This window comes from Streptomyces sp. NPDC005963 (assembly GCF_040638655.1).
GTDB lineage: Bacteria > Actinomycetota > Actinomycetes > Streptomycetales > Streptomycetaceae > Streptomyces.
This window is the reverse complement of sequence record NZ_JBEXVD010000001.1, coordinates 37,451-57,850: the sequence shown is the minus strand read 5'-3', so window position 1 is coordinate 57,850 and position 20,400 is coordinate 37,451. Positions and strand designations below refer to the sequence as shown.

Sequence of the window (20,400 nt, the reverse complement as noted above, 5' to 3'; positions counted from 1 at the left end):
GCGTCCGAGTGATCGACGCTCGACCTCCTTCCCTCCGCACCGTCGTTGATCAGGCCCGCTTGCCGTCTGGGTGAAGGCGTCCGGCTCCCTTCGGGCGACCGGGGCGAATGTTCATGTTCCTGACACAGCTGTGTGAGGTTAGCGTGGTACGCAAGAGGATCCCCGGACTGCGCAATAGTGTGCAGTCACCGATCCCTCGTCCGCGTCATGCTCGGCGCCGGTCAGACGGACGCCGGCGCGCTCCGGCAGACGGGAGAGCCGCATGGGCGTCGGGATCAGAGCCATCCATCCGTACGTGGGACGGACCTGCGTCGACATCAGGACCCTGTACGAGACACGGGGCCACGATATGAGCCGCTTCGGCAATCTGATGATGCGTCGCAAGTCGGTCAACCTGCCGTTCGAGGACGCGGTGACCAATGCGGTCAACGCCGCACTACCGCTGGTGCGGGGGCTCACCCCGGCCGAACGCGAGCGGATCGAGGCCGTCGTGGTGGCCACCGAGTCCGGTGTCGACCTCGGCAAGTCCATCAGCACCTACGTCCACCACTACCTCGAACTCGGCCCCCGCTGCCGCTCCTTCGAGGTCAAACAGGCCTGCTACGGAGGCACCGCCGCACTGCACTCCGCCGTGGGCATGGTGCACGCGAGCCCCTACGACGACGCGCTCGCCCTGGTCATCGCCGCCGACGCAGCCGGAGTGCCGGCGCTCGGCGAACAATGGGAGGGCGCCGAAGGCGCCGGAGCGGTCGCCATGCTCATCGGCCGTGATGCCACCGCCCTGGAGATCGACCTCGGCGCCAGCGGTTGCCACACCTTCGAAGTGATGGACACGTTCCGCCCCGGCCCCGGCATCGACGTGGTCAACCAGGACGTCTCTATGCTGGCCTACCTCGAATGCGCACAACAGAGCTTCGACGCCTACCGCGCCCGGGTCGAAGGCGCCGACATCGTCGACAGCTTCACCTACCTGGGCTTTCACACACCCTTCGTGGGCATGGTGCGCGGCGCACACCGAAGGCTCCTGCGTCAGCAGCGCCACTTCGACCAACAGGGGGTGGACACCGACTACGGGCAGCGCGTGAGCCAGTCCCAGACGTACGGTGCGGAGGTCGGCAACATCTTCTCCGCCTCGCTCTATCTGGCGTTGTGTTCACTGATCCGGCACGGCAGCTTTCCGCAACCCCGAAGGATCGGACTGTTCTCGTACGGGTCCGGCTGCGCATCGGAGTTCTTCAGCGGAGTCGTCCACCCCCGGGCGGTCGACGACCTGGCCGCGCTCGGTGTCGAAGAGGCGCTGGCGTCCCGCAGACCCCTGACCATCGCCGAGTACGACGAGGTCGCAGCGCAGGGCGACCGTGCGCAGTTCGGAGTGCGCGACGCACACTTCGACCTCGACGAGCACGGTGACCTCGGCAAGGAGTTCACCGGACGGGGACTGCTCGTACTGGACCGCATCGAGGCGTACCACCGCACCTACAGGTGGACCTGATGACCACGCACACCACCGGGCCGGCCGTGCTCGCCGATCGGGACGGCCCGGTCACCCGCCTCACGATCAACCGACCGCACCGGCGCAATAGTCTGACGCCCGACGACGTCGCCCTGCTGCGCGACGCACTGGAGTCGGCCGCCGCAGATCCGCAGACCCGTGCCGTGGTCCTCGAAGGCAGCGGTGGCACTCTGTGCACGGGCATGGACCTCGCCGAGCTCTCCACCGACGAGGGCGACACCGGAGGCGGTGACTTCTTCGACCTGCTCCGCCGCCTCACCGAGGTCCCGGTGACCGTGCTGGCGAAGGTCGACGGCCAGGCAGCGGGCGGCGGCGTGGGACTGGCGGCGGCCTGCGATCTCGTGATCGCCACCGACCGCAGCTCCTTCGCCCTGCCCGAAGCCCTCTGGGGCCTGCTGCCCTGCAACATCCTGCCGTTTCTGATGCGCAGGGTCGGCTTCCAACGGGCGTACGCCATGACCCTGTCGACCGCACCGATCACCGCGTCCGACGCCCGGGCCTTCGGGCTGGTCGACGAGGTGGAAGGCGAACACGGGCAGCAACTGCGCAGACTGCTGGGCCGCGTCACCAAGATAGACCGGGCGACCACCGCCGCGGCGAAGGCGTACTGCGCCGGCCTCGCACCGATCCCCGCCACGGCGCGTGCCCACGCGGGAGAGGTGTTCGCACAACTGCTCGCCACACCGGCCGTGCGCACCCGGATCGGCAACTACGTCCACCACCAGCGGATGCCGTGGGAGGGATAGGCCCGTGCTGACCGTCCTCGCCTTCGCCGGCCAAGGCGCCCTGCGCGGGCAGAACGGCGCCGATCTGCTCGACCGGCATCCCGAGCTGACCGCACAGGCCGAAGACGTCCTCGGCCATCCGCTACGGCCGGTGCTCACGGCCGAGTCCGGCAGCACCTGGCGTGAACTCTCCCGGGTGCAACCGACGCTGTTCGTCATCACCCGACTGGCCGCGCTCACCGCACCCGACCCGTCCTACCTGGCCGGACACAGCATGGGCGAGCTCACCGCGTTGTGTCACGCCGGCTGCATCGACTTCCCCACTGCACTGCGGCTGGTGCACACCCGGGCCCGGCTGATCTCCACCTGTCCGGTGCCCGGCGGGATGATGGCGGTCACCGGTATCGGGGTCGAGGAGTTGACGGCGGTGATGGCGACCGAGGGGTTCGCCGACATCGACATCGCCAACCTCAACGCACCGGACCAGACGGTACTGGCCGGTCCCACCGGGTCGCTCCGTGCACTCGGCGCGGTGATTCGCGCGGAGGGCGTCGCCAAGGCGACCCTGATCGACGCCCCCAACCCCGGCCACTCCCGGTACATGGCCGATGCAGCCGCCGGCTTCGCCGAAGTGCTCGCCACCGTCACCTTCGCCCCACCCCGCATTCCGGTGATCTCCAATGTGACGGCCCAACCCCACCGCCTCGACCGGCTGCCCGAACTGCTCGCCCAACACCTGTACCGGCCGGTGCGCTGGTCGGAGAGCATGGTCTACCTCCGGAGCGTCGGAGTCAGCCGGCTTCACCAGGCCGGCACCGGCAGTCTGCTGCCGCGCCTGTGGACGGCCTGCACCGCGGAGGCCGAGACCGGCGGACCCGTCACAACGCTCAGGAGTGAGCGGGGCGAGAGCCCGTACGCCTCTAGCGTGCAGTGCGGAACACCGAACGCTGGATGACAGGGGTGAGCGTGGTGTACAGCGAGCAGGAACAATGGGTTCTCCTCTCGGCGGCCGACGAGGAGCGGCTGGTGCACCTGGCCCGGCTCTACCGGGACTTCCTCGATGCCGCGGCCGACACCGCGGAGCCGCCTGAACTGGCTGACATCGCGTTCACCAGTCAGAACGGTCGGGTGCCGCTCGGCCACCGGCTCGCCGTGCGGTGTGACACGGTCCAGCAGTTGCGGACGGCGCTCGACGACGTGGTGCGGGCCCGCTCGTCGTCGGCGGTGCGGCGCTCCGTGGTGCACGTACCACCTTCCCCCGGGGGGAAACCGACGGTGGCTGCCGACCGGCAGGAGGCGGTGGCGGCGTGGCTGGCCGGACAGGACGTGGACTGGCGCCCCCTGTGGACGGTGCCCGCCCGACGTATTCCGCTGCCGTCCTACCCCTTCGACATCCCCGACCCATCACGCGACCCATCACGCGACCCGTCACCCGAGCCGTCGACCCCCGAACCGGCCGATTCCACCGACAGCGGTTGGGCTCTCGACTACCTGTGCCGACTCTTCGCGGACGTTGCCGGTCTGCCCGTCGATGAAGTCCATCCGCACACCTCCCTGGAGGAGTTGGGTCTCAGTTCCTTTCTGATCACCCGACTCAACTCCCGTCTCGAACACGACCTGGGGGAGCGGAACAAGACACTGTTCTTCCAGCACGGCACCCTCGCCGACATCGCCGCCGTGCTGGCCACCCGACACGACGCACCCGCGGCCCCCACCCCCAGCACCCCGGTAGGCGAACCCCTCGGCACACCGATCGGGCCCGACCCCCTGGCCATCGTGGGCATCGCCGGCCGGTTCCCCGGTGCCGACTCGCTCGCGGAGTTCTGGGAGCTGCTGCGCGCGGGGACCTGCACGGTGGGTCCGATGCCCGCGGACCGGGTGCAACCGGGCTGGCCCGCCTCCCTGATGCACGGCGGCTACCTCGGTGACGTCGACCGGTTCGACCCGCTGCTGTTCGGCATCTCCCCGCGGCACGCGGAGCTGATGGACCCACAGGAACGGCTCTGTCTACAAACCGTCTGGGAAGCCCTCGACGACGCCGGCTATCCCGCTCCCCGGCTCCGCGCCGCACACCGCTCCAAGGTCGGGGTCTACGTCGGATCCATGTACAACGAGTACCCGTACTTCGGAGTGGAGCACAGCCTGCGCGGCACGGTCGCCGACAGCGGGTCCACGGTGGCGGGGATCGCCAACCGCATCTCGTACGCCTTCGATCTGCACGGCCCCAGCATGACCGTCGACACCATGTGCTCCGCCTCCCTCGTCGCCCTGCACCTGGCAGCCCGTGCCCTGCGCGCAGGAGACTGCGAGGCCGCCGTCGTCGCTGCCACCAATCTGTCGCTCCACCCGAACAAGTTCCGCCAGATCGAGCGGCTGGGCGGCGCTTCCAGCGACGGTCTGTGCCGCAGCTTCGGGCGCGGCGGCGACGGAATGGTCCCCGCCGAGACGGTCTGCGCACTGATCGTCAAACCGCTGTCGGCCGCCCGGGCGGCAGGCGACCGGGTGCACGCCGTCGTGGCCGGCACCGCCGTGGTCAATGCGGGACGCACCAACGGGTGGATCGTACCGAGCCCCACCGCCCAGGCCGAGGTGGTCCGACAGGCACTGTCCGATGCCGGGCTGGACCCCCTGGACATCGGATACCTGGAGGCGCACGGCGCCGGTACCGCACTCGGGGACCCGATCGAAGTCGAGGGGCTGCACCGGGTCTTCGCACCGGAGGCGATGGGCCGCGCCACCCTGCCGATCGGATCGGTGAAGTCCAACATCGGACACGCCGAGGCATCCGCGGGCCTGGCCGGGATCGCCAAAACCGTGCTCCAGCTCACCCATCGGACGCTGGTGCCGTCCCTGCACGCCGAGGAACTCAATCCCGACATCGACTGGAACACCTCCCCCCTGCGGGTCCAACGCACCCTGCAACCGTGGACTGCACCCGAGGGGACGCCGCGCCGGGCGGGGATCAGCTCGTTCGGCGCCGGGGGCACCCTGGCCCACGTCATCCTTGCGGAGCCGCCCGCTCACCCGATCGTGCCCGCACAGCCACCCGCCCCGTCCGCACCTGCACCCACACCGATCATGCTGTCGGGCTACGACGAAGACCGTCTGCGCGAGGTGATCACCCGACTGCTGGAGCATCTGCGCGACCACCCGACCATCGACCTCACCGATCTGGCCTTCACCCTCGCCGAGGGCCGCCATCACCTACGGGAGCGGGCCGCCGTGGTGGTGGCCGACATCGACGAACTGGCCCACCGACTCCGCCGCCACCTGGACGGGGACGCGACCGCGCTCCTCCGCGGCCGGGCACCGTCGAACCGACAGCCCGGCGAACCGGTGAGCGCCGGTGGACCGGAGGTGCTCGCACAACAGTGGGTCGCCGGACGGCCGGTCCGCATCGCATGGCCGGCAGGACACCGGCCGACCGTCGTGACACTGCCCGCTTACCCGTTCGCCCGAATGCGGTGCTGGCTGCCCGAGCCGACTCCCACCGCTGCACCTGCCGCGTCCCGTGGTGGGGGCGGGGTCGACGAACTGCCCCTGTACCGCAAGACCTGGCAGCCGACCGGACCGGTGGGCACACCGATGGCCCCGCGCGGAAGTCTGCTGTGCCTCTACGGTCCGGGCAGCCGTGCCCTGGCCCGTGCCCTCGTGGCGCGGGTCGGCAGCGAACGGGTCCATCTGGTGCAGGAGGGCTCCCACGACGGCGATGCGCACGCATCCCTCACCGGTGCGCACGGAGCGGACATCGTGGATCACGCCCTCGCCGCACATCCCGATCTGGCCGCCGTCATCGACCTCACCGACGTCGACCGCCCCACCGACGACGCCGGGCCGTGGCTCACGCGCATCGCCCTGCTGCAACGGCTGATCGCCACCGGACCCGCCCGCCGAGCTGCCGGTCGCACCCGGCCGGTCAATGTCCTCCACGCCACCCGCGGTCGTCGCGCGATCGTCAATGACGAGGTACGGAACACCGGAGCGCGCATGGCCGGATTCATACGCCTCCTCGGTGCCGAGACCGGCCATCTCACCGGTGTCACGGTCGACCTGGACGAGACCGGCCGGACGCTCGACGAACAAGCCGGTGAACTGCTGGCCGCGCTGCCGGGGAATGCGTACGGCGAGTCCGTCCACCGGGGCGGACGCACGTACGCACCCGCTCTGGTCCCGATCACCGACGCCCACCCGTCCGCTACCCGCCTGGACCACTACGGCGTCTATCTGCTCACCGGGGCCACCCGGGGCATCGGAGCCCGTGTCGCCCGGCACCTCGTGGCACGCGGCGCCCGTCATCTGGCCCTGCTGGGTGCCCGCTCGCTCCCCGAGCCGGCACGGTTCGACGATCCGGACCTGAGCATCGAGTCACGCGCCGCGGTGGACACCGTACGGGCGTTGGAAGCCGCCGGCGCACGGGTGCACGTCCACCGCGGGCCCCTGCTGGACCGGGGAGGGCTTGAGGAGTTCCTCCACCAGGTCCGCGAGGTCGGCGGACCGGTGCGCGGAGCCGTCCACTGCGCGGCGGTGACCCCTCCCGTGGGCCCGTTCGCCGGGCGTACCGGGCTCGAACTGCAACGCGTGCTCGAACCCAAGGCGGACGCGCTGGAAGTCCTCTACCAGGTGTGCCTACCGGACCGTCCCGACTTCCTGGTGGCCTTCTCCTCGCTGGCCGCGGTGGTACCACCGGTGGCTTCCGGGGTACTGGAGTACGCGGCGGCCAATGCGTTCGTCGACGATCTGACCGAACAGTTGGCGACCGTCACCCCGTGGGTGCACTCGGTCGCCTGGCCCATGTGGCGCGACAGCGGGGCACGGTCGGGTTCGGGCAACCCGGGAGCCCGGTTCGGTCTCGACTCGGCCGGGGACGCGGAGGCACTGCACGCACTCGACCGGATCATCTCCTCGGGGAGCGGCGGTCCGGTGGTGGCCTTGCGCACCCTGGGCGACGCAGACCCCAGCGACCTCCTGAAGCTGCCAGGCGTTGCCGCCGACGCACCCCCTGCCGCACTCCCCGCCGTCCGGTCCGCACCCCGTGCGAACGGCCGCCGTCCCGTGCCGGACTGGCTGTACGACATCTTCGCCCGGGTGGTCGGCATCCCCGCCACCGACTTCGACGCGACCGCCGAGTTCGCCGAACTGGGCGTCGAATCGGTGATGCTCGGCGAACTGCTGGATGCGATCGAACAACAGGTCGGCACGCCCCTCGATCCGGTGCTCCTGCTGGAGCACAGCACCCTGCGAGCCCTCGCGGACCGATTGCACGACATCGTGCCGTCGACCGACCTGCCATCGGAACCCGCACCGGCTGCCGAGTCCCGGACCGAGACGGACCAGCGACCGCCCGCACCGGCTGCTCCCCGGCCCCGGCCGGCAGCGGAGCCGCAGCCGAGCCATGCACGGACAACCAGCTCACCGGAACCGGGACCAGAACCCAGAAGAGAACCGGAACCGGGACCGGGACCGGGAGCAGAACGGGAACGCGACGCCATCGCGGTGATCGGCATGGCCTGCCGACTCCCCGGCGCGCCCGACGTGGCAACCTTCTGGCGCAATCTCCTGGCGGGACACCTCGCCATCGAGGAAGTGCCGCCGGAGCGCTGGGAGGCCTCCCGATTCCACCGGTCCACCCCCGGGCCGGGCCACACGGTCGGCAAGTGGGGCGGCTTCGTCCGAGGGATCGAGGAGTTCGACCCCGGACACTTCGGTCTGACGGACGACCAGGCCCGCCATCTCGACCCGACCATCCGGCTCTTCCTGGAGACCACGGCCGACTGCTTCCGCGACGCCGGTCTGGAGGGACCCGAACTCGCGGGACGGGACGTCGGGGTCTTCGCGGGCGCCCGCGGCAGCGGCTACGCCTCCCGTGGCGGCATCCGCGCCGAAGTCCCCGAGTCGGACCCCAACTTCGTCGCCTCCCACGTCGGACAGCACTTCGACCTCCGAGGCCCGCACCTCGTCGTGGACAGTGCCTGCTCATCGTCCCTGGTGGCCGTCCACCTGGCCTGTCAGAGCCTGCGCAGCGGGGAGATCGACCTGGCCGTCGCAGGCGGCAGCAGCGTACTGCTCGACGAGGCGCCCTTCCTGGAGTTCTCGGCCGCCGGCGCCCTGTCGCCGACCGGCCGCTGTGCCGCGTTCGACCGCCGCGCCGATGGATTCGTGCCGGGGGAAGGGAGTGTCGTGCTGCTGCTCAAGCCGCTCCACGCAGCCTTGCGCGACGGCGACCCGGTCCGCGGCGTCATCGAAGGGTCAGCCGTGACCAACGACGGCCGGACCATGGGCCTGACCACCCCGAATCCCACCGCACAGGCCGCCGCGGTGCGCCGCGCCCTCCGTGCGGCCCGACGCACACCCGCCGAGATCGGCATGATCGAGACACATGGCACCGGCACCGCGATCGGTGACCCGCTGGAATTCCGGGCCCTGCGGACCGTGTTCGACGAGGACGGGTCCCTGCGAGTCGAACGGTGCCTGATCGGCTCGGCCAAGACCAACGTGGGCCACCTCCTGCACGCGGCAGGAGCGGTCGGCCTCCTCAAAGCACTCCTGGCCGTCGAGCACGGCATCGTCCCGCCGACCCTCAACTGCGAAACCCCCAACCCCCGGCTGCAACTCGACGACTCACCGTTCGCCCTGGCCACCGCGGCGCAGCAGTGGCCCCTGGCCGGGTGCCGAACCGCCGGGGTGAGCTCGTTCGGCTTCGGCGGTACCAACGCCCATGTGGTGGTGGCGCAGGCGCCTCCCGCTGACCGGGCGCGTCGGGCGAGTCGGCCCCCCATCGCCTTCGAGCGCCGACGCCTGTGGCTGGAGCGTCCGGGTGGGGCAGCGCCCGCCCCCGCTCAGTCATCTGCCTTGCGCCTGGTCTTCCGATGATCGCCCCGTGTTCCGACTCGCGGACGTGGCCGGATGCCGGCGAGATCCTGCCGAACCCCCCTCAGGGCCGGTAGTATCCCGCGCCGGCGCGGGATCCCGGGACTGCACGGTCAGTCAGTCACCGGGGACGGCGGAGCATCCGTGTCCGCAACCACGTCCAGAAGATCATCGGTATGCCGCATGCGGAGAATCCGTAGGCGCGGAATGGAAAGGGGGATGGGTTCCGGGCCTTCGGGAACCGGGCCCTGACTACCCATGGCAACGTCGCAACCGCAGGACTTAGCCAAACCCGAATTGAGCCAGCGGCAGATCAACCGCGCCATCATCGGTGTGATGACGGGCCTGCTGCTCTCCGCGCTGGACCAGACGGTCGTCAGCACGGCACTGCCCAGCATCGTCAGCGACGTGGGCGGTCTGGAGAACCTCGCCTGGGTGATCACGGCGTATCTGTTGACGTCGATGGCGAGCACCCCCGTCTGGGGCAAGGTCTCCGACCAGTTCGGGCGCCGCAGCGTGTTCATCGTCGCCACGAGCGTCTTCATCGTGGGATCCGCGCTGTGCGGCATCGCCCAGGAGATCACCCAGTTGATCGCCGCCCGCGCGGTGCAGGGTTTGGGCGCCGGTGCGCTCTACGCCCTCGCACTGGCCGTGATCGCGGATGTCGTGCCCGTCCGCGACCGGGGCCGCTACCAAGGCATGGTGGCGGGGGTCTTCGGCATCGCCACCCTGGCCGGCCCCCTCGTCGGCGGCGGTCTCGTGGACGCGATCGGCTGGCGGTGGATCTTCCTGATCAACGTGCCGCTGGGACTGCTCTCGCTGCTCGTCACGGTCTCCGCGCTCAACATCCCCACGGAACGCCGCAGCCACTCGGTGGACTATCTGGGCGCCACCCTCGTCATCGCCGCCACCACCCCGCTGTTGTTGTACTTGAGCTGGGCGGGCAGCGAGCGCGGTTGGACCGACCCCCTGTCGCTCGGACTCCTCGCCGCCTCCCTCGTGCTGTCCGTCGCCCTGGTCCTGGTGGAGCGGCGCGCCGCCGAACCGGTCATGCCGATCCCCCTGTTCCGGCTCAGACTGTTCGCCCTCGGGTCCGTCTACAGCCTCGTGGCCGGCATGGCGCTATTCACCGGGATCGTCTTCCTTCCGGTGTTCTTCCAGGCGGTCAAGGGCATGTCGGCGTTCACCGCCGGCCTGGCCATGGTGCCCACCATGGTCGGTGTCGGCTTCGCCTCGATCTACGCCGGCAACCGGATGAGCGCCACCGGCCGCTTCCGTATCTTCCCCATCCTCGGCGCAGCCCTGCTGGGGTTGACACTGCTGCCGCTCGGCTTCATCAGCGCGGACACGCCCAGTTGGCTGGTCATCCTGTTGGGCGTCGTCTTCGGCATCGGCGCGGGCTTCAGCCTCCAGCCGGTCATCACCGCCGTACAGGGCGTCGTGCCGCAGACGGACATCGGAGCCGCCACCGCAGCCGTCAGCTTCTTCCAACGGCTCGGTTCGGCGATCGGCGTGGCCCTGCTGGGGGCCATCCTCAACAGTCGGTTCAGCGATCTGCTGAGCGAGAAGGGCGCCACCGGCAGCGGTCTGGACGAGAAGTCACTGGGCAGCATCGACGCCATCCGTGACCTTCCCACCGCGCAGCGGGACGTCGTCGTGGGCGCGTACGGAGAGGCCCTCGCCGCGGTGTTCCTCACCGTCGTGGTCTTCGCCGTCATCGCGCTCGTGCTCGGCCTGCTCATGCCGGAGACATCGCCGCCCGAGACGGCGGAAGAAAGCGCCGAAGAGAGCCCCGACGACAAGGAAAAGGTTTCCGAAGAAGAGTAATTCGGGCAACTGCGCAAAACTGTGCGTCGCCGCGATCCCCGCTCCTCCTAGTGTCGGCTCATCACAGCCCATGAGGAGCGGAGGTCGCGGTGAACGACATTATGCAACCGGCCAGCCACCAGGTCGACAGGCCCGAAAGTGAACTACTGCACTCGGGCAATGCCGGTTTCATCATCTCGCGTTACGCACATTTCAAGCCCGGGCATGAACAAGAGGGTCTGAATTTCGTTTCCGAGGTCCTCAAGCATATGAACAAGGCCGACCTCAACGGAATGACGTTCTTCTTCTTCCAAAAGGCGTTCGGCGACCAGGCCAAGCACCACTGGTTCATCAACATGAAGAGCCCGGCCGACTACGCCGCCAGCCTGGAGATGGTCGACCACGACGAGACCACCAAGATCCTGCTGGAGGACGACGTCGTCGCCGACGACCGCGGCTTCGGCAGCTGGGGCAAAGCAGTCGTCCAGGGCAGCATCACCGAACACATCCTGGTGCCCCAGCACGGGTTGGACTACGGCGAGGACCACACCCACGAGGCATGGGTTCCCGAGGCGTGGCGCCAGACCTCGGTCGCCCCGGAGGAACAGCTCAACTCCGCCAACGCCCCGCTGATGGTCCACCGCGTCGCTCAGGCCCGGTACCCCACCCGCAAGGAAGCCCGGTACTACGCCTTCGCCTGGCAGAACTACGTCAACGAGAACCTGAAGGGCAAGGTCACCGCGTACCTGTACGAGGAGACCTTCGGCGCCATGGACCGGCTGCACATGCTGATCCACCTCGCCTCGTACGAGGCATGGGAGGAACTGCGCAATCTGCCGCACCGCGACCCGCAGTTCCGCAAGCTCCTGGAGCGCGAGATGATCGCCCCGGAGAAGGGCGGCGGCACCGGGGCGGCGGCCTTCGTGCCCGGCGGAGTTACCGACACCCTCCTCGTCCCGCGCCAGCTCTGACGTCGTGCGCGCGCTGCTCTTCGCCGGGCAGGGCAGTCAGCGCCGGGGCATGGGAGCCGAAGTCTTCGACGCCTTCCCCGAGCACTGCGCCCTCGCCGACGACATCCTCGGCTACTCGATCAGGGACCTGTGCCTCCACGACGAGGGAGGTCGACTTCGACAGACCCGGTACGCACAGCCCGCCCTGTTCACCGTCCACGCCCTCACCCATCTGGCACAGCGCGCCGACCGCCCGGAGCCCGATGTGGTCGCCGGGCACAGCCTGGGCGAACTCAACGCGCTGGTGGTCGCCGGCGTACTGGACTTCGCCACCGGACTGCGCCTGGTCGCCGAACGGGCACGCCTCATGGGCGAAGCCGACGGCGGGGCCATGGCCGCGGTCATCGGCCTCGGCGTCACCGACGTGGCACGCGTCCTCGCCGCAGCCGGTCGAGACGACGTGGAGATCGCCAACGACAACTCGCCGACCCAGGTGGTGATCTCCGGCACGCCCGTCGGCGTGTCGACGATCACCGGCCTGTTGACCGCGGGCGACCCCACGATCAGATGTGTGCCACTCCCGGTCAGCGCCGCGTTCCACTCCCCGGACATGGCGCCGGCCGCGGAGCGGTTCGCGGCGCTGCTCGCCCGAGTGCCGCTGGCTCCACCACGGCTCCCGGTGATCGCGAACGTGACGGCCCGGCCCTATCCCGCAGGGGAGCCGATGGCGGCGCTCCTGGGCCGCCAGATCCGCTCCCGGGTGCGCTGGGCCGAGTCCATGGACCATCTGCTGGAGTCCGGCGTGGACGAGATCTGGGAGATCGGACGGGGGCGAACGCTGACCGGGTTCTGGCGCGAGGCGGTCGCCGCCCGCGCGGAACCCACGGCAACGCGTCGACCACCGGCCGTCCCGGTGGGGGCGGCCCCGGTGCCGCCTCCGGCCGGGCGGTCCGGTACCGACCTCGGCTCGGCCCGGTTCCGGCAGGTCTACCGCACCCGCCACGCCTATGTGGCCGGGTCCATGTACCAGGGCATCGCCTCCACCGACATGGTGCTCCAACTGGCCGGAGCGGGCCTCTTCGGCTTCTTCGGCACCGGTGGACTCTCCCTCACCGAGGTGCGCGCCGCGCTCGACGACATCGAAGCACGGCTGCCGACCGGTGCCGCGTACGGGATGAACCTCCTCCACGACATGAGTGACGGAGCGCTGGAACGGGCCACCGTCGAGCTCTATCTCCAGCGCGGGGTGCAGTTCGTGGAGGCCGCAGCCTTCACCCGGGTCACCGCGCCGCTGGTGCTGTTCCGGGCCAAGGGTGCTCACCGCGGTGCGGACGGCCGACCGATGGCGGCGCACCAGGTGCTCGCCAAGGTGTCCCGGCCGGAGGTGGCGCGGCAGTTCCTCGCCCCGCCGCCCCCGGAACTCCTCGCCCAACTGGTCGCCGAGGGCGCGTTGACCGCCGAGGAGGCGGCCATCGCGGCGGAACTGTCCGTCGCGTCGGACCTCTGTGTGGAGTCCGACTCGGGCGGCCACACTGACGGAGGGGTCGCACTCGCACTGCTGCCGACGATGCTCCGGTTGCGGGAGCGGATGTCCCCCCTTCTGCGCGGAGAACCGGTACGGGTCGGTGCCGCCGGCGGCATCGGCACCCCGGAGGCGGTCGCCGCCTGTGTCCTGCTCGGCGCCGACTTCGTGCTGACCGGCAGCATCAACCAGTGCAGCCCACAGGCGGGCACGTCCGATCAGGTCAAGGACCTGCTCGCGGACCTCGACGTCCAGGACGTCACCTACGCACCGGCCGGCGATCTGTTCGAGATCGGCTCCCGCGTCCAGGTCGTACGACGGGGCACGATGTTCGCCGCCCGCGCCAACCAGCTCCACGATCTGTACCGACGTCACCCCGGCCTGGAGCACATCGACCGCAAGACCCTCGCCACGATCGAACGCACCTGCTTCCGCCAGCCGTTGCCGCGGGTGTGGGAGCAGGTGGCGCGGCACTACCGCGACACCGGTCGACCGGAGACCGTCCGCGACGCCGAGCGCGAGCCGAAACGGAAGATGGCGCTCGTCTTCAAGTGGTACTTCGCCGAATCGACCCGGTCGGCCCGGGAGGGCGTCAAGGAGAACGCCGCCAACGCACAGATCCACTGCGGGCCCGCGATGGGAGCCTTCAACCGACTGGTGGAGGGAACCGCACTGGAGTCCTGGCGGCGGCGTGACGTCGACGCCATCGCGGACCTGTTGATGACCGGCGCCGCCGAAGTCCTCGCTGCGGCCGGCACCCGCTGACCGACACACCACCGGACCAAGGGAAGAAGACCATGGACGACTCCCTGCCCACTGCGACCACAGCCCAGCACCAGGTGCGCACTCCCTCGGACAAGACCCTCGACACGGCGTCCGCCGAGGTCGTCCTGTGGCGCACCGCCCAGATCCGGGCCGGCCACGGCCCCCGCGCCCGAGCACAGACCCGGGCCCTCGCGGACGACTTCAACGAGCGGTACGAGGGGGTCGCCACCGCGTTCAGCTACGAGGACGGATTCGGCACCCGGGGTCAGCTGCACTGGCTGATCCACCTGCGCTCCTTCCAGGACTACACCGCGCTGACGCAGCGCGGCGCCGACCGCGGCAGCGGCGTCTTCGGACGTGCTGCCGGCGAGGACGACGGTTGGGAGGAGCTGTTCGAGGCGGGCAGCGTGCGCGAGACGGTGCTGCTGCCCCACCGATGGGGCATCTTCGGCACCGCGACCGAGGCGATGGCGAAGCCGGAGCTGAGCCCGGTCGAGAGGGTCGACGGCCGGGCCCGGTTCCAGTTGCTGCCGGCCGCCCAGCAGACGTCACTACCGGCCGCCGACCTCATCACCAGCGGCTCGGCGGGACTGCTCATGCACCGCACCACCCGGCTGAACTACGCCTATCGCGCGGAGGCCCGGGTGCTCGCGCGCACCCTCGCCGAGACGTACAACCTCAATGCGAAGGGCAGGACAACGGTCCTGCTGTTCGAGGAGGCGTTCGGTCAGATGGACCGGCTCCACTTCTTCATCCACATGGCCGACATCACGGCGTACCAGGAGTTGATGGCCCTGGACGCCAGCCCGGACCCGAGTGCGCCCCGGGCGTCCTACATCCAGGAGTGGATCTCACCCGAGCGCGGCGGCGGGACCTGGGACAAGATCGTCGTCCAGGACAGCACGGTCGACAGCCTCCTGGTGCCCCGACTGTTCGTCTGACCGACCGTCACACGACGACCGCGCCCCCCGGCCGCACCTGCGGTGAACGGGGGACGCGGTCGTCAGACGTGGGTCAGCCCATCGTGGTGATGCAGAACGGATAGCCGGACGGGTCGAGGAGGACCGTCCACTTTCCCGCGCCGGGCTGGACCTCCGGCTTGCTGGCGCCGAGCGCCACCAGTTCGGCCTCGGCCTTGTCGAGGTCCGCGACGCTGAAGTCGATGTGCACGCGGCTCGTCGCGTTCGGCCATGTCGGGGCCTCGAATCCGTCACTCTTGACGAATCCGAGACGCATGCCGTTCTGGCCGGCCAGATAGGCCGCAGACTCGCTGCTGAAGATCTTCTGCCACCCGGTCGCCCGGGCATAGAACTCCGCCAGTGATTCTGGGTCGGGGCAATTTAACGTCACGGCCCCGGGCTCGGCAATCGCTGCCATGATCCACCTTTCAGGAAAGGGATTTCTGGGCGGTTAGGCCCACGCACAGTCTTTCACAGGTGACGATATGGAGTGGGCAGCTCCACGATTTGCTCCGCATCGCCGCCACGGCAGCGCACTATTGAGCGGCCGTCACCAATTCCCGGCCGTACCGTCGGATCATGAGTGAGAATTTGGAACGGATGCCCGAGGACTGGACCAGCGCGCTCGTCCTCGCAGCCCACCCGGACGACGTCGAGTTCGGTTCCGCCGGAGCGGTCGCGGTGTGGACCCGCAAGGGCCACACCGTCTCCTATCTGCTGGCCACCCGCGGTGAGGCCGGGATCGACACCCTGCCGCCCGCGCAGGCGGCGGAGGTTCGGGAGGCCGAACAACGGGAGGCAGCTGCCCGGGTGGGCGTCAGCGACGTCGAGTTCCTCGACCACCCGGACGGCGCCGTGCGCGCCGGCGAAGCGCTGCGAAGCGATCTCGTGGCCGCGATCCGCCGCCGCCGTCCACAACTGGTCGTCGTCTTCAACCACCACCAACGCACCGGCACCGGGCGCTGGAACGCCCCCGACCACCGGGAGTTCGGCCAATGCGCACTGGACGCGGTGATGGACGCCGGGAACCGATGGATCCTGCCGTCGGCGGGTGAGCCCTGGTCGGTGCAGTACATCGCCGTAGCGAACGCCCCCCAGCCCACCCATGCCGTGGACATCTCCACCGGTCTGGACGCCGCGGTCGCCTCGCTGGAGGCGCACAAGACCTATCTCCAGGCGCTGGGTTACAGCCAGGAAGCCGTGCGACCCGCGGTCAGCGGACAGGCACAGGCGATCGGTGCCCGCTTCGGCGGTGTGCCGGCGGTGGCCTTCGAGATGATCCCCTGCTGATCGGACCCGCTCGGGGCCACCGCCCGCACGGTGGCCTCACGCCTGCTTCTGTGCCACCGTCAACCAGCACGACCACGCCTGCCGGCGCACCCGCCCCGGCTCCGGCAAGGCGTGCAGCTGCTTCAGGATCGGTTCGACGACCGCCGCCGCACGGTCCGGTGCGAGGCGCTGAAGGAAGGGCACCTGACGGTTGGCGATCAGTGCGATGAAGGTCTCGGGGCTCATTCCACTCTCGTACTCGGGCTCCAGACCCTGTTGGCGCATCAGTAGCCCCGCCGCCTCGGCCGCGGCCCGCACCGCGGCCGGCTCGTCTGGGCGGGCCGGCTGCATCCCCTGCACCTGACGCAGAATCAACACCAGATCATCGGCCTCGGCCACCGGATCTCCGTGCCGCACCACCACGCGCCCCCCGGGCCGCAGCACCCGAGCCGCCTCGGCCAGGGCGGCGGACATGTCAGGCATCAGATGCAACGCGTGCACGTACACGACGTTGTCCTGCGATGCGTCCTCGAACGGAAGCGCCATCCCATCGCCCAGCAGAAGTTCGCCGTCGAAGCGCGTGGCCGCGACCTCCAACATCGGCTCGGAGACGTCCACACCCCGCACGGTGTGTCCGATGGCGGCCAGCCCGGCTGCCACCACACCGGTGCCCACCCCCACTTCGAGCACCGAGCCGGGAGCGAGGTGCGGCGAGATCGTGGCGGCGGTCATATGGCCGCGCCCCTCACCCCCGCGGGCCGCGTCATAGGTCGCGGCGAGCTTGTCGAACTTCACCGACTGGGTCATGGAGTCACTCCCTCGTGGACGGGTTCCTGGACGACTGCGGGGGAGACGGCCAGGGCCGGAGCTCCCCAGACGATCTCCTGCGGACCGGTGGGCAGGCCACCGGTCGGATCGCCGAAGAAGGCCGCACACACCGACGCGACCACCTCCGGACGATCGACCATGCTGTAGTGCGTCGCGCCGACGAGTTCGCCGTGCCGCCCGCACAGCAACGGCAGCAGAGCCCGCGGCGGCTCGGGGGCGGCGACCCGGTCCAGCTGAGCCACCAGCGACAACAGCGGTGGTGCACCCGCCCCGGGCGTCGGCAGTGGGCGTTGCCACAACTCGGACAACTGACGGCTGTAGTTGACCAGTGCATTCGGGTCCCGGAAGGGGCGTCGCAACTCGTGCGCCAGACCCGGCGGCGTCCGGGCCAACACTTCGACGGCCGCCAACTGCTCGTCGGCGGGGAGCGCGGCGACCACCGCCTCACCGGTGAGCATCCGCAGCGCCCGGGACGCGCGCTCCGGCCGGGCGACGACGGACGCGCACACCGCGGCCAGATCCCTTTCGTAGCGGGAGGCCACATCCGAATCCGACCGCGGGTACGACCCGTTCAACAACACCGCCGCACGAACGAGACCGGGCCGCCCGTACGCGTACTCCCACGCCAGCTGAGCACCCGAACACCACCCGATGACATCGCACGCGGGCGCCCCTTCGGCCCCTACGACGGCGTCGATGTCGGACAGCTGGCCCGCCAGCGTCCAGGGCCGTCCGTACGGGTCGAGCTGCCCGGCGTCCCACATCACCACCCGTCGACCCCGAAGCATCCGCTCCACAAGTGGGTACCACACCTCATCGGTGTGTCCCAACGCGGTCAGCAGCACCAACAGCGGACCCTGCCCGCCGACCCGGTAGTGCACACTGCGCCCCGCGTGCCGGGCGGTACGGCGGCCCAACGACCGGGCCAGATGCGCGGCCCGCGCGGTGCGCAGCGCGGCGCGCCGGTCCTGCGCGAGCCGCCAACGGGACCAACCAACGGCCGGTTCACCGACGGCAACCGACCCGGGCAGGGCACACCGCCTGCGGTCCAACAGGTCGTCGACCGCGGTGAACTCATCGGCCCCCGTGGTCGACAACCGCACCCCGAACGCCGTGGCCACAGCTGTCTCCGCGCCCACCGGGGGTGCACTCGCCCGCAGCGGACGCGTGGTGAAGTAGTCGGGCGCCCGGCGCGTCACCTCCGCGAACGTTCGGTGCACGGCGGACAGGAACGACTCGATGCTCTCGGGCATGTTCCTCCAACGGTCGGTCACGAGCATGATCCGGCCGCCGCACCCCTGCTGCTCAGTAGTGAGCGGCGCCGGTCGGCGCGCGCCGCTTCGCTGGGCGTGTCATCGAGTGGAAGGGCGTCGTAAGAATGATCACGTACGAGACCCTGGAACAGATCCTGCGCGCCCAACTCCCGGCGCTGGAACACGAAGAGGTGGTCCCCAAAGACCTGCCGCTGGCCACCGTGGGATTGGACTCGGTCGGGTCGGTCGTCCTCATGGACACCCTGGAGGACATCCTCGGTGTGACCTTTCCCGACGAGGACATCGCCCCCACCACCTTCGACACCCCGGGCGCGCTCTGGGCGGTCCTCGGCCGGTTGTCCCGTGGCTGACCCGGTGCCCGCCGACCCGACACTGCTCGACCAGTGGTTCGACCGGGGGCGCGCGTTGGTTCCCGACGGGCCGGCACTCAGCGTGGGAGGGCGGACCCTCACCTATCGCGAACTGGACCATGAGACAACGGCTCTGGCGGGGCCGCTCCTCGCCGAGGGGCGACGCAGGGTTGGCGTCCTGGCCGCCAAGAGCGTGACGGCGTACGCCGGATTCCTCGCCGCCCTGCGGGCCGGTGCCTGCGCCGTACCCCTTGCCCCCGACGCACCACCCGACCGGCTCAGGGCCGTGGCGGAAGCCGCACGTCTCGATGCACTCGTGGTCGACGCCACGGGCAGCACCGCCCTGGCCGCACTGCTGCCGACGCTCCCTCCCGATGCGATCGTCGCCACCGACCTCACCGACCTGCCCCCGGGGGTGCCCGTCCGCAGGCCCGGACCGCCCGACCCACTGAGCACCCCCCTGCGCAGCGCGGACGACCTGGCGTATCTGATGTTCACCTCGGGCAGCACCGGAGTCCCCAAGGGGGTGCCGATCCGCCACCGCAACATCAGCGCCTACGTCGGCGCCGCACTCGCACGCCACCCCCTACGGCCCGGCAACCGGTTCAGCCAGATCTACGAACTCACCTTCGACCTGTCGATGAGCGAACTCTTCCTCGCCTGGGGCTCCGGCGGCTGTCTGTGCGCACTCAACCGGTTGCAGGCACTCGCCCCCGCCCGGCTGGCGGGCCAGCGGATCACCGTCTGGCACGCCACCCCGAGCCTCGCCGCCTCACTGCGCATCGCCGGCCGGCTGCTCCCCGGCTGCCTCCCCGACGTCCGAACGACGATCTTCTGCGGCGAACCCCTCACCACCGGCACAGCCCGCGCTTGGCAGCGAGCCGCCCCCCACTCCCTCGTGGACAATCTGTACGGCCCGACCGAAGCGAGCGTGGCGTGCACCGGGCACATCTGGGACGGTGATGACGACGAGCCCGATGACACCGTCGTCCCGATCGGAGAGCCGCTGCCGGGCGTCCGCACCCTCGTCGTCGACGACGCCGGCGCACCGGCCGGCACCGGTGAACTCTGCGTCAGCGGTGAGCAGGTGTTCAGCGGATATCTGGACGCCATCGAGGACGAGGGTCGCTTCCTCGACCACGGCGGACACCGTTGGTACCGCACCGGAGACCTGGTACGCAGGGGACCGCGGGGGCTGATCCACCTCGGCCGTACCGACACCCAGCTCAAGATCCAGGGTTACCGGGTCGAGACGGCGGAGGTGGGCAACGCCCTGCGCGCGGCGGCACCCGGCGCGGAGGTCGCCGTCCTCGCGGTCCCCGGCGACAACGGTCCGCACCTGGTCGCCTGCCTCATGGGCGGGCCTCCCGTTTCACAGGCCGAAGTCCTGCGCAGGGCCGCCCGCCACCTCCCCGCGTACATGCTGCCGCGCCTGCTCTGGTGGGTGCCACAGCCGATCCTCAACGCCAACGGCAAGGTCGACCGACCGTACCTGTGCCGAGTCGCCGAACGACGGCTGGCGTCCATGCAGTCTTCGTGACACCGAGCCGCTCAGAACTGAGCGGGCACCAG

The 20,400-nt window shown here is 70.2% G+C and carries 14 protein-coding genes; 11 read left to right on the top strand and 3 right to left on the bottom strand.

Annotated features, from left to right (window positions below; all coding sequences use genetic code 11):
* Positions 1 to 262: 262 nt before the first annotated feature.
* The 8 genes from ABZ348_RS00135 to ABZ348_RS00100 all read left to right on the top strand — a co-directional run bounded on the left by ABZ348_RS00135 (position 263) and on the right by ABZ348_RS00100 (position 15,089).
* Positions 263 to 1,492 carry a hydroxymethylglutaryl-CoA synthase gene (locus ABZ348_RS00135; RefSeq protein WP_358927664.1) on the top strand — a complete coding sequence of 410 codons (1,230 nt, stop codon included), beginning with the start codon at positions 263 to 265 and terminating at the stop codon, positions 1,490 to 1,492.
* Positions 1,492 to 2,259, top strand: coding sequence for an enoyl-CoA hydratase-related protein (locus tag ABZ348_RS00130; protein WP_358927662.1), 768 nt, complete (start codon positions 1,492 to 1,494; stop codon positions 2,257 to 2,259). The genes ABZ348_RS00135 and ABZ348_RS00130 overlap by 1 nt, the downstream gene beginning before the upstream one ends.
* A gap of 4 nt (positions 2,260 to 2,263) precedes the next feature.
* On the top strand, positions 2,264 to 3,193 hold the full coding sequence (locus tag ABZ348_RS00125; protein WP_358927660.1) for an acyltransferase domain-containing protein: 930 nt from the start codon (positions 2,264 to 2,266) through the stop codon (positions 3,191 to 3,193).
* Positions 3,190 to 9,108: a beta-ketoacyl synthase N-terminal-like domain-containing protein gene (locus tag ABZ348_RS00120; RefSeq protein WP_358927659.1), complete on the top strand. Its 5,919-nt coding sequence runs from the start codon at positions 3,190 to 3,192 to the stop codon at positions 9,106 to 9,108. Before ABZ348_RS00125 ends, ABZ348_RS00120 begins: the two co-directional genes overlap by 4 nt.
* Positions 9,109 to 9,402: 294 nt before the next feature.
* On the top strand, positions 9,403 to 10,932 hold the full coding sequence (locus ABZ348_RS00115) for an MDR family MFS transporter (RefSeq protein ID WP_358927657.1): 1,530 nt from the start codon (positions 9,403 to 9,405) through the stop codon (positions 10,930 to 10,932).
* Positions 10,933 to 11,021: 89 nt separating this feature from the next.
* Positions 11,022 to 11,882, top strand: a complete 861-nt coding sequence (locus ABZ348_RS00110; RefSeq protein ID WP_358927655.1) for a DUF6039 family protein — start codon at positions 11,022 to 11,024, stop codon at positions 11,880 to 11,882.
* Between the two features lie 4 nt (positions 11,883 to 11,886).
* Positions 11,887 to 14,148, top strand: a complete 2,262-nt coding sequence (fabD, locus tag ABZ348_RS00105; protein WP_358927653.1) for an ACP S-malonyltransferase — start codon at positions 11,887 to 11,889, stop codon at positions 14,146 to 14,148.
* A 32-nt stretch (positions 14,149 to 14,180) separates the two neighbouring features.
* Positions 14,181 to 15,089, top strand: coding sequence for a DUF6039 family protein (locus ABZ348_RS00100; protein WP_358927651.1), 909 nt, complete (start codon positions 14,181 to 14,183; stop codon positions 15,087 to 15,089).
* Between the two features lie 73 nt (positions 15,090 to 15,162).
* On the opposite strand, the gene ABZ348_RS00095 is transcribed toward ABZ348_RS00100, so the two are convergent.
* A complete protein-coding gene (locus tag ABZ348_RS00095) occupies positions 15,163 to 15,525 on the bottom strand; it encodes a VOC family protein (protein ID WP_358927649.1) in 363 nt (120 codons plus the stop codon).
* Between the two features lie 161 nt (positions 15,526 to 15,686).
* Between ABZ348_RS00095 and ABZ348_RS00090 the strand changes: the two genes are divergently transcribed.
* Positions 15,687 to 16,397: a PIG-L deacetylase family protein gene (locus tag ABZ348_RS00090; protein ID WP_358927647.1), complete on the top strand. Its 711-nt coding sequence runs from the start codon at positions 15,687 to 15,689 to the stop codon at positions 16,395 to 16,397.
* Positions 16,398 to 16,433: 36 nt separating this feature from the next.
* On the opposite strand, the gene ABZ348_RS00085 is transcribed toward ABZ348_RS00090, so the two are convergent.
* Both ABZ348_RS00085 and ABZ348_RS00080 read right to left on the bottom strand, forming a co-directional pair.
* Complete coding sequence (locus ABZ348_RS00085; protein WP_358927646.1) at positions 16,434 to 17,183, bottom strand: methyltransferase domain-containing protein; 750 nt, start codon at positions 17,181 to 17,183, stop codon at positions 16,434 to 16,436.
* A complete protein-coding gene (locus ABZ348_RS00080; protein ID WP_358927645.1) occupies positions 17,180 to 18,457 on the bottom strand; it encodes a hypothetical protein in 1,278 nt (425 codons plus the stop codon). Before ABZ348_RS00080 ends, ABZ348_RS00085 begins: the two co-directional genes overlap by 4 nt.
* Before the next feature lie 125 nt (positions 18,458 to 18,582).
* Between ABZ348_RS00080 and ABZ348_RS00075 the strand changes: the two genes are divergently transcribed.
* On the top strand, positions 18,583 to 18,828 hold the full coding sequence (locus ABZ348_RS00075) for an acyl carrier protein (protein ID WP_358927644.1): 246 nt from the start codon (positions 18,583 to 18,585) through the stop codon (positions 18,826 to 18,828).
* On the top strand, positions 18,821 to 20,368 hold the full coding sequence (locus ABZ348_RS00070) for an AMP-binding protein (protein ID WP_358927643.1): 1,548 nt from the start codon (positions 18,821 to 18,823) through the stop codon (positions 20,366 to 20,368). Before ABZ348_RS00075 ends, ABZ348_RS00070 begins: the two co-directional genes overlap by 8 nt.
* The last annotated feature ends 32 nt before the right edge of the window (positions 20,369 to 20,400 follow it).

What these genes read in the sequence shown, in the direction of transcription:
- ABZ348_RS00100 (WP_358927651.1), top strand. Translation starts at nt 14,181, where the DNA reads ATGGACGACTCCCTGCCCACTGCGACCACAGCCCAGCACCAGGTGCGC.
- ABZ348_RS00130 (WP_358927662.1), top strand. Translation starts at nt 1,492, where the DNA reads ATGACCACGCACACCACCGGGCCGGCCGTGCTCGCCGATCGGGACGGC.
- ABZ348_RS00085 (WP_358927646.1), bottom strand. Translation starts at nt 17,183, where the DNA reads ATGACCCAGTCGGTGAAGTTCGACAAGCTCGCCGCGACCTATGACGCG.
- ABZ348_RS00135 (WP_358927664.1), top strand. Translation starts at nt 263, where the DNA reads ATGGGCGTCGGGATCAGAGCCATCCATCCGTACGTGGGACGGACCTGC.
- ABZ348_RS00120 (WP_358927659.1), top strand. Translation starts at nt 3,190, where the DNA reads ATGACAGGGGTGAGCGTGGTGTACAGCGAGCAGGAACAATGGGTTCTC.
- ABZ348_RS00095 (WP_358927649.1), bottom strand. Translation starts at nt 15,525, where the DNA reads ATGGCAGCGATTGCCGAGCCCGGGGCCGTGACGTTAAATTGCCCCGAC.
- ABZ348_RS00075 (WP_358927644.1), top strand. Translation starts at nt 18,583, where the DNA reads ATGATCACGTACGAGACCCTGGAACAGATCCTGCGCGCCCAACTCCCG.
- ABZ348_RS00080 (WP_358927645.1), bottom strand. Translation starts at nt 18,457, where the DNA reads ATGCCCGAGAGCATCGAGTCGTTCCTGTCCGCCGTGCACCGAACGTTC.
- ABZ348_RS00090 (WP_358927647.1), top strand. Translation starts at nt 15,687, where the DNA reads ATGAGTGAGAATTTGGAACGGATGCCCGAGGACTGGACCAGCGCGCTC.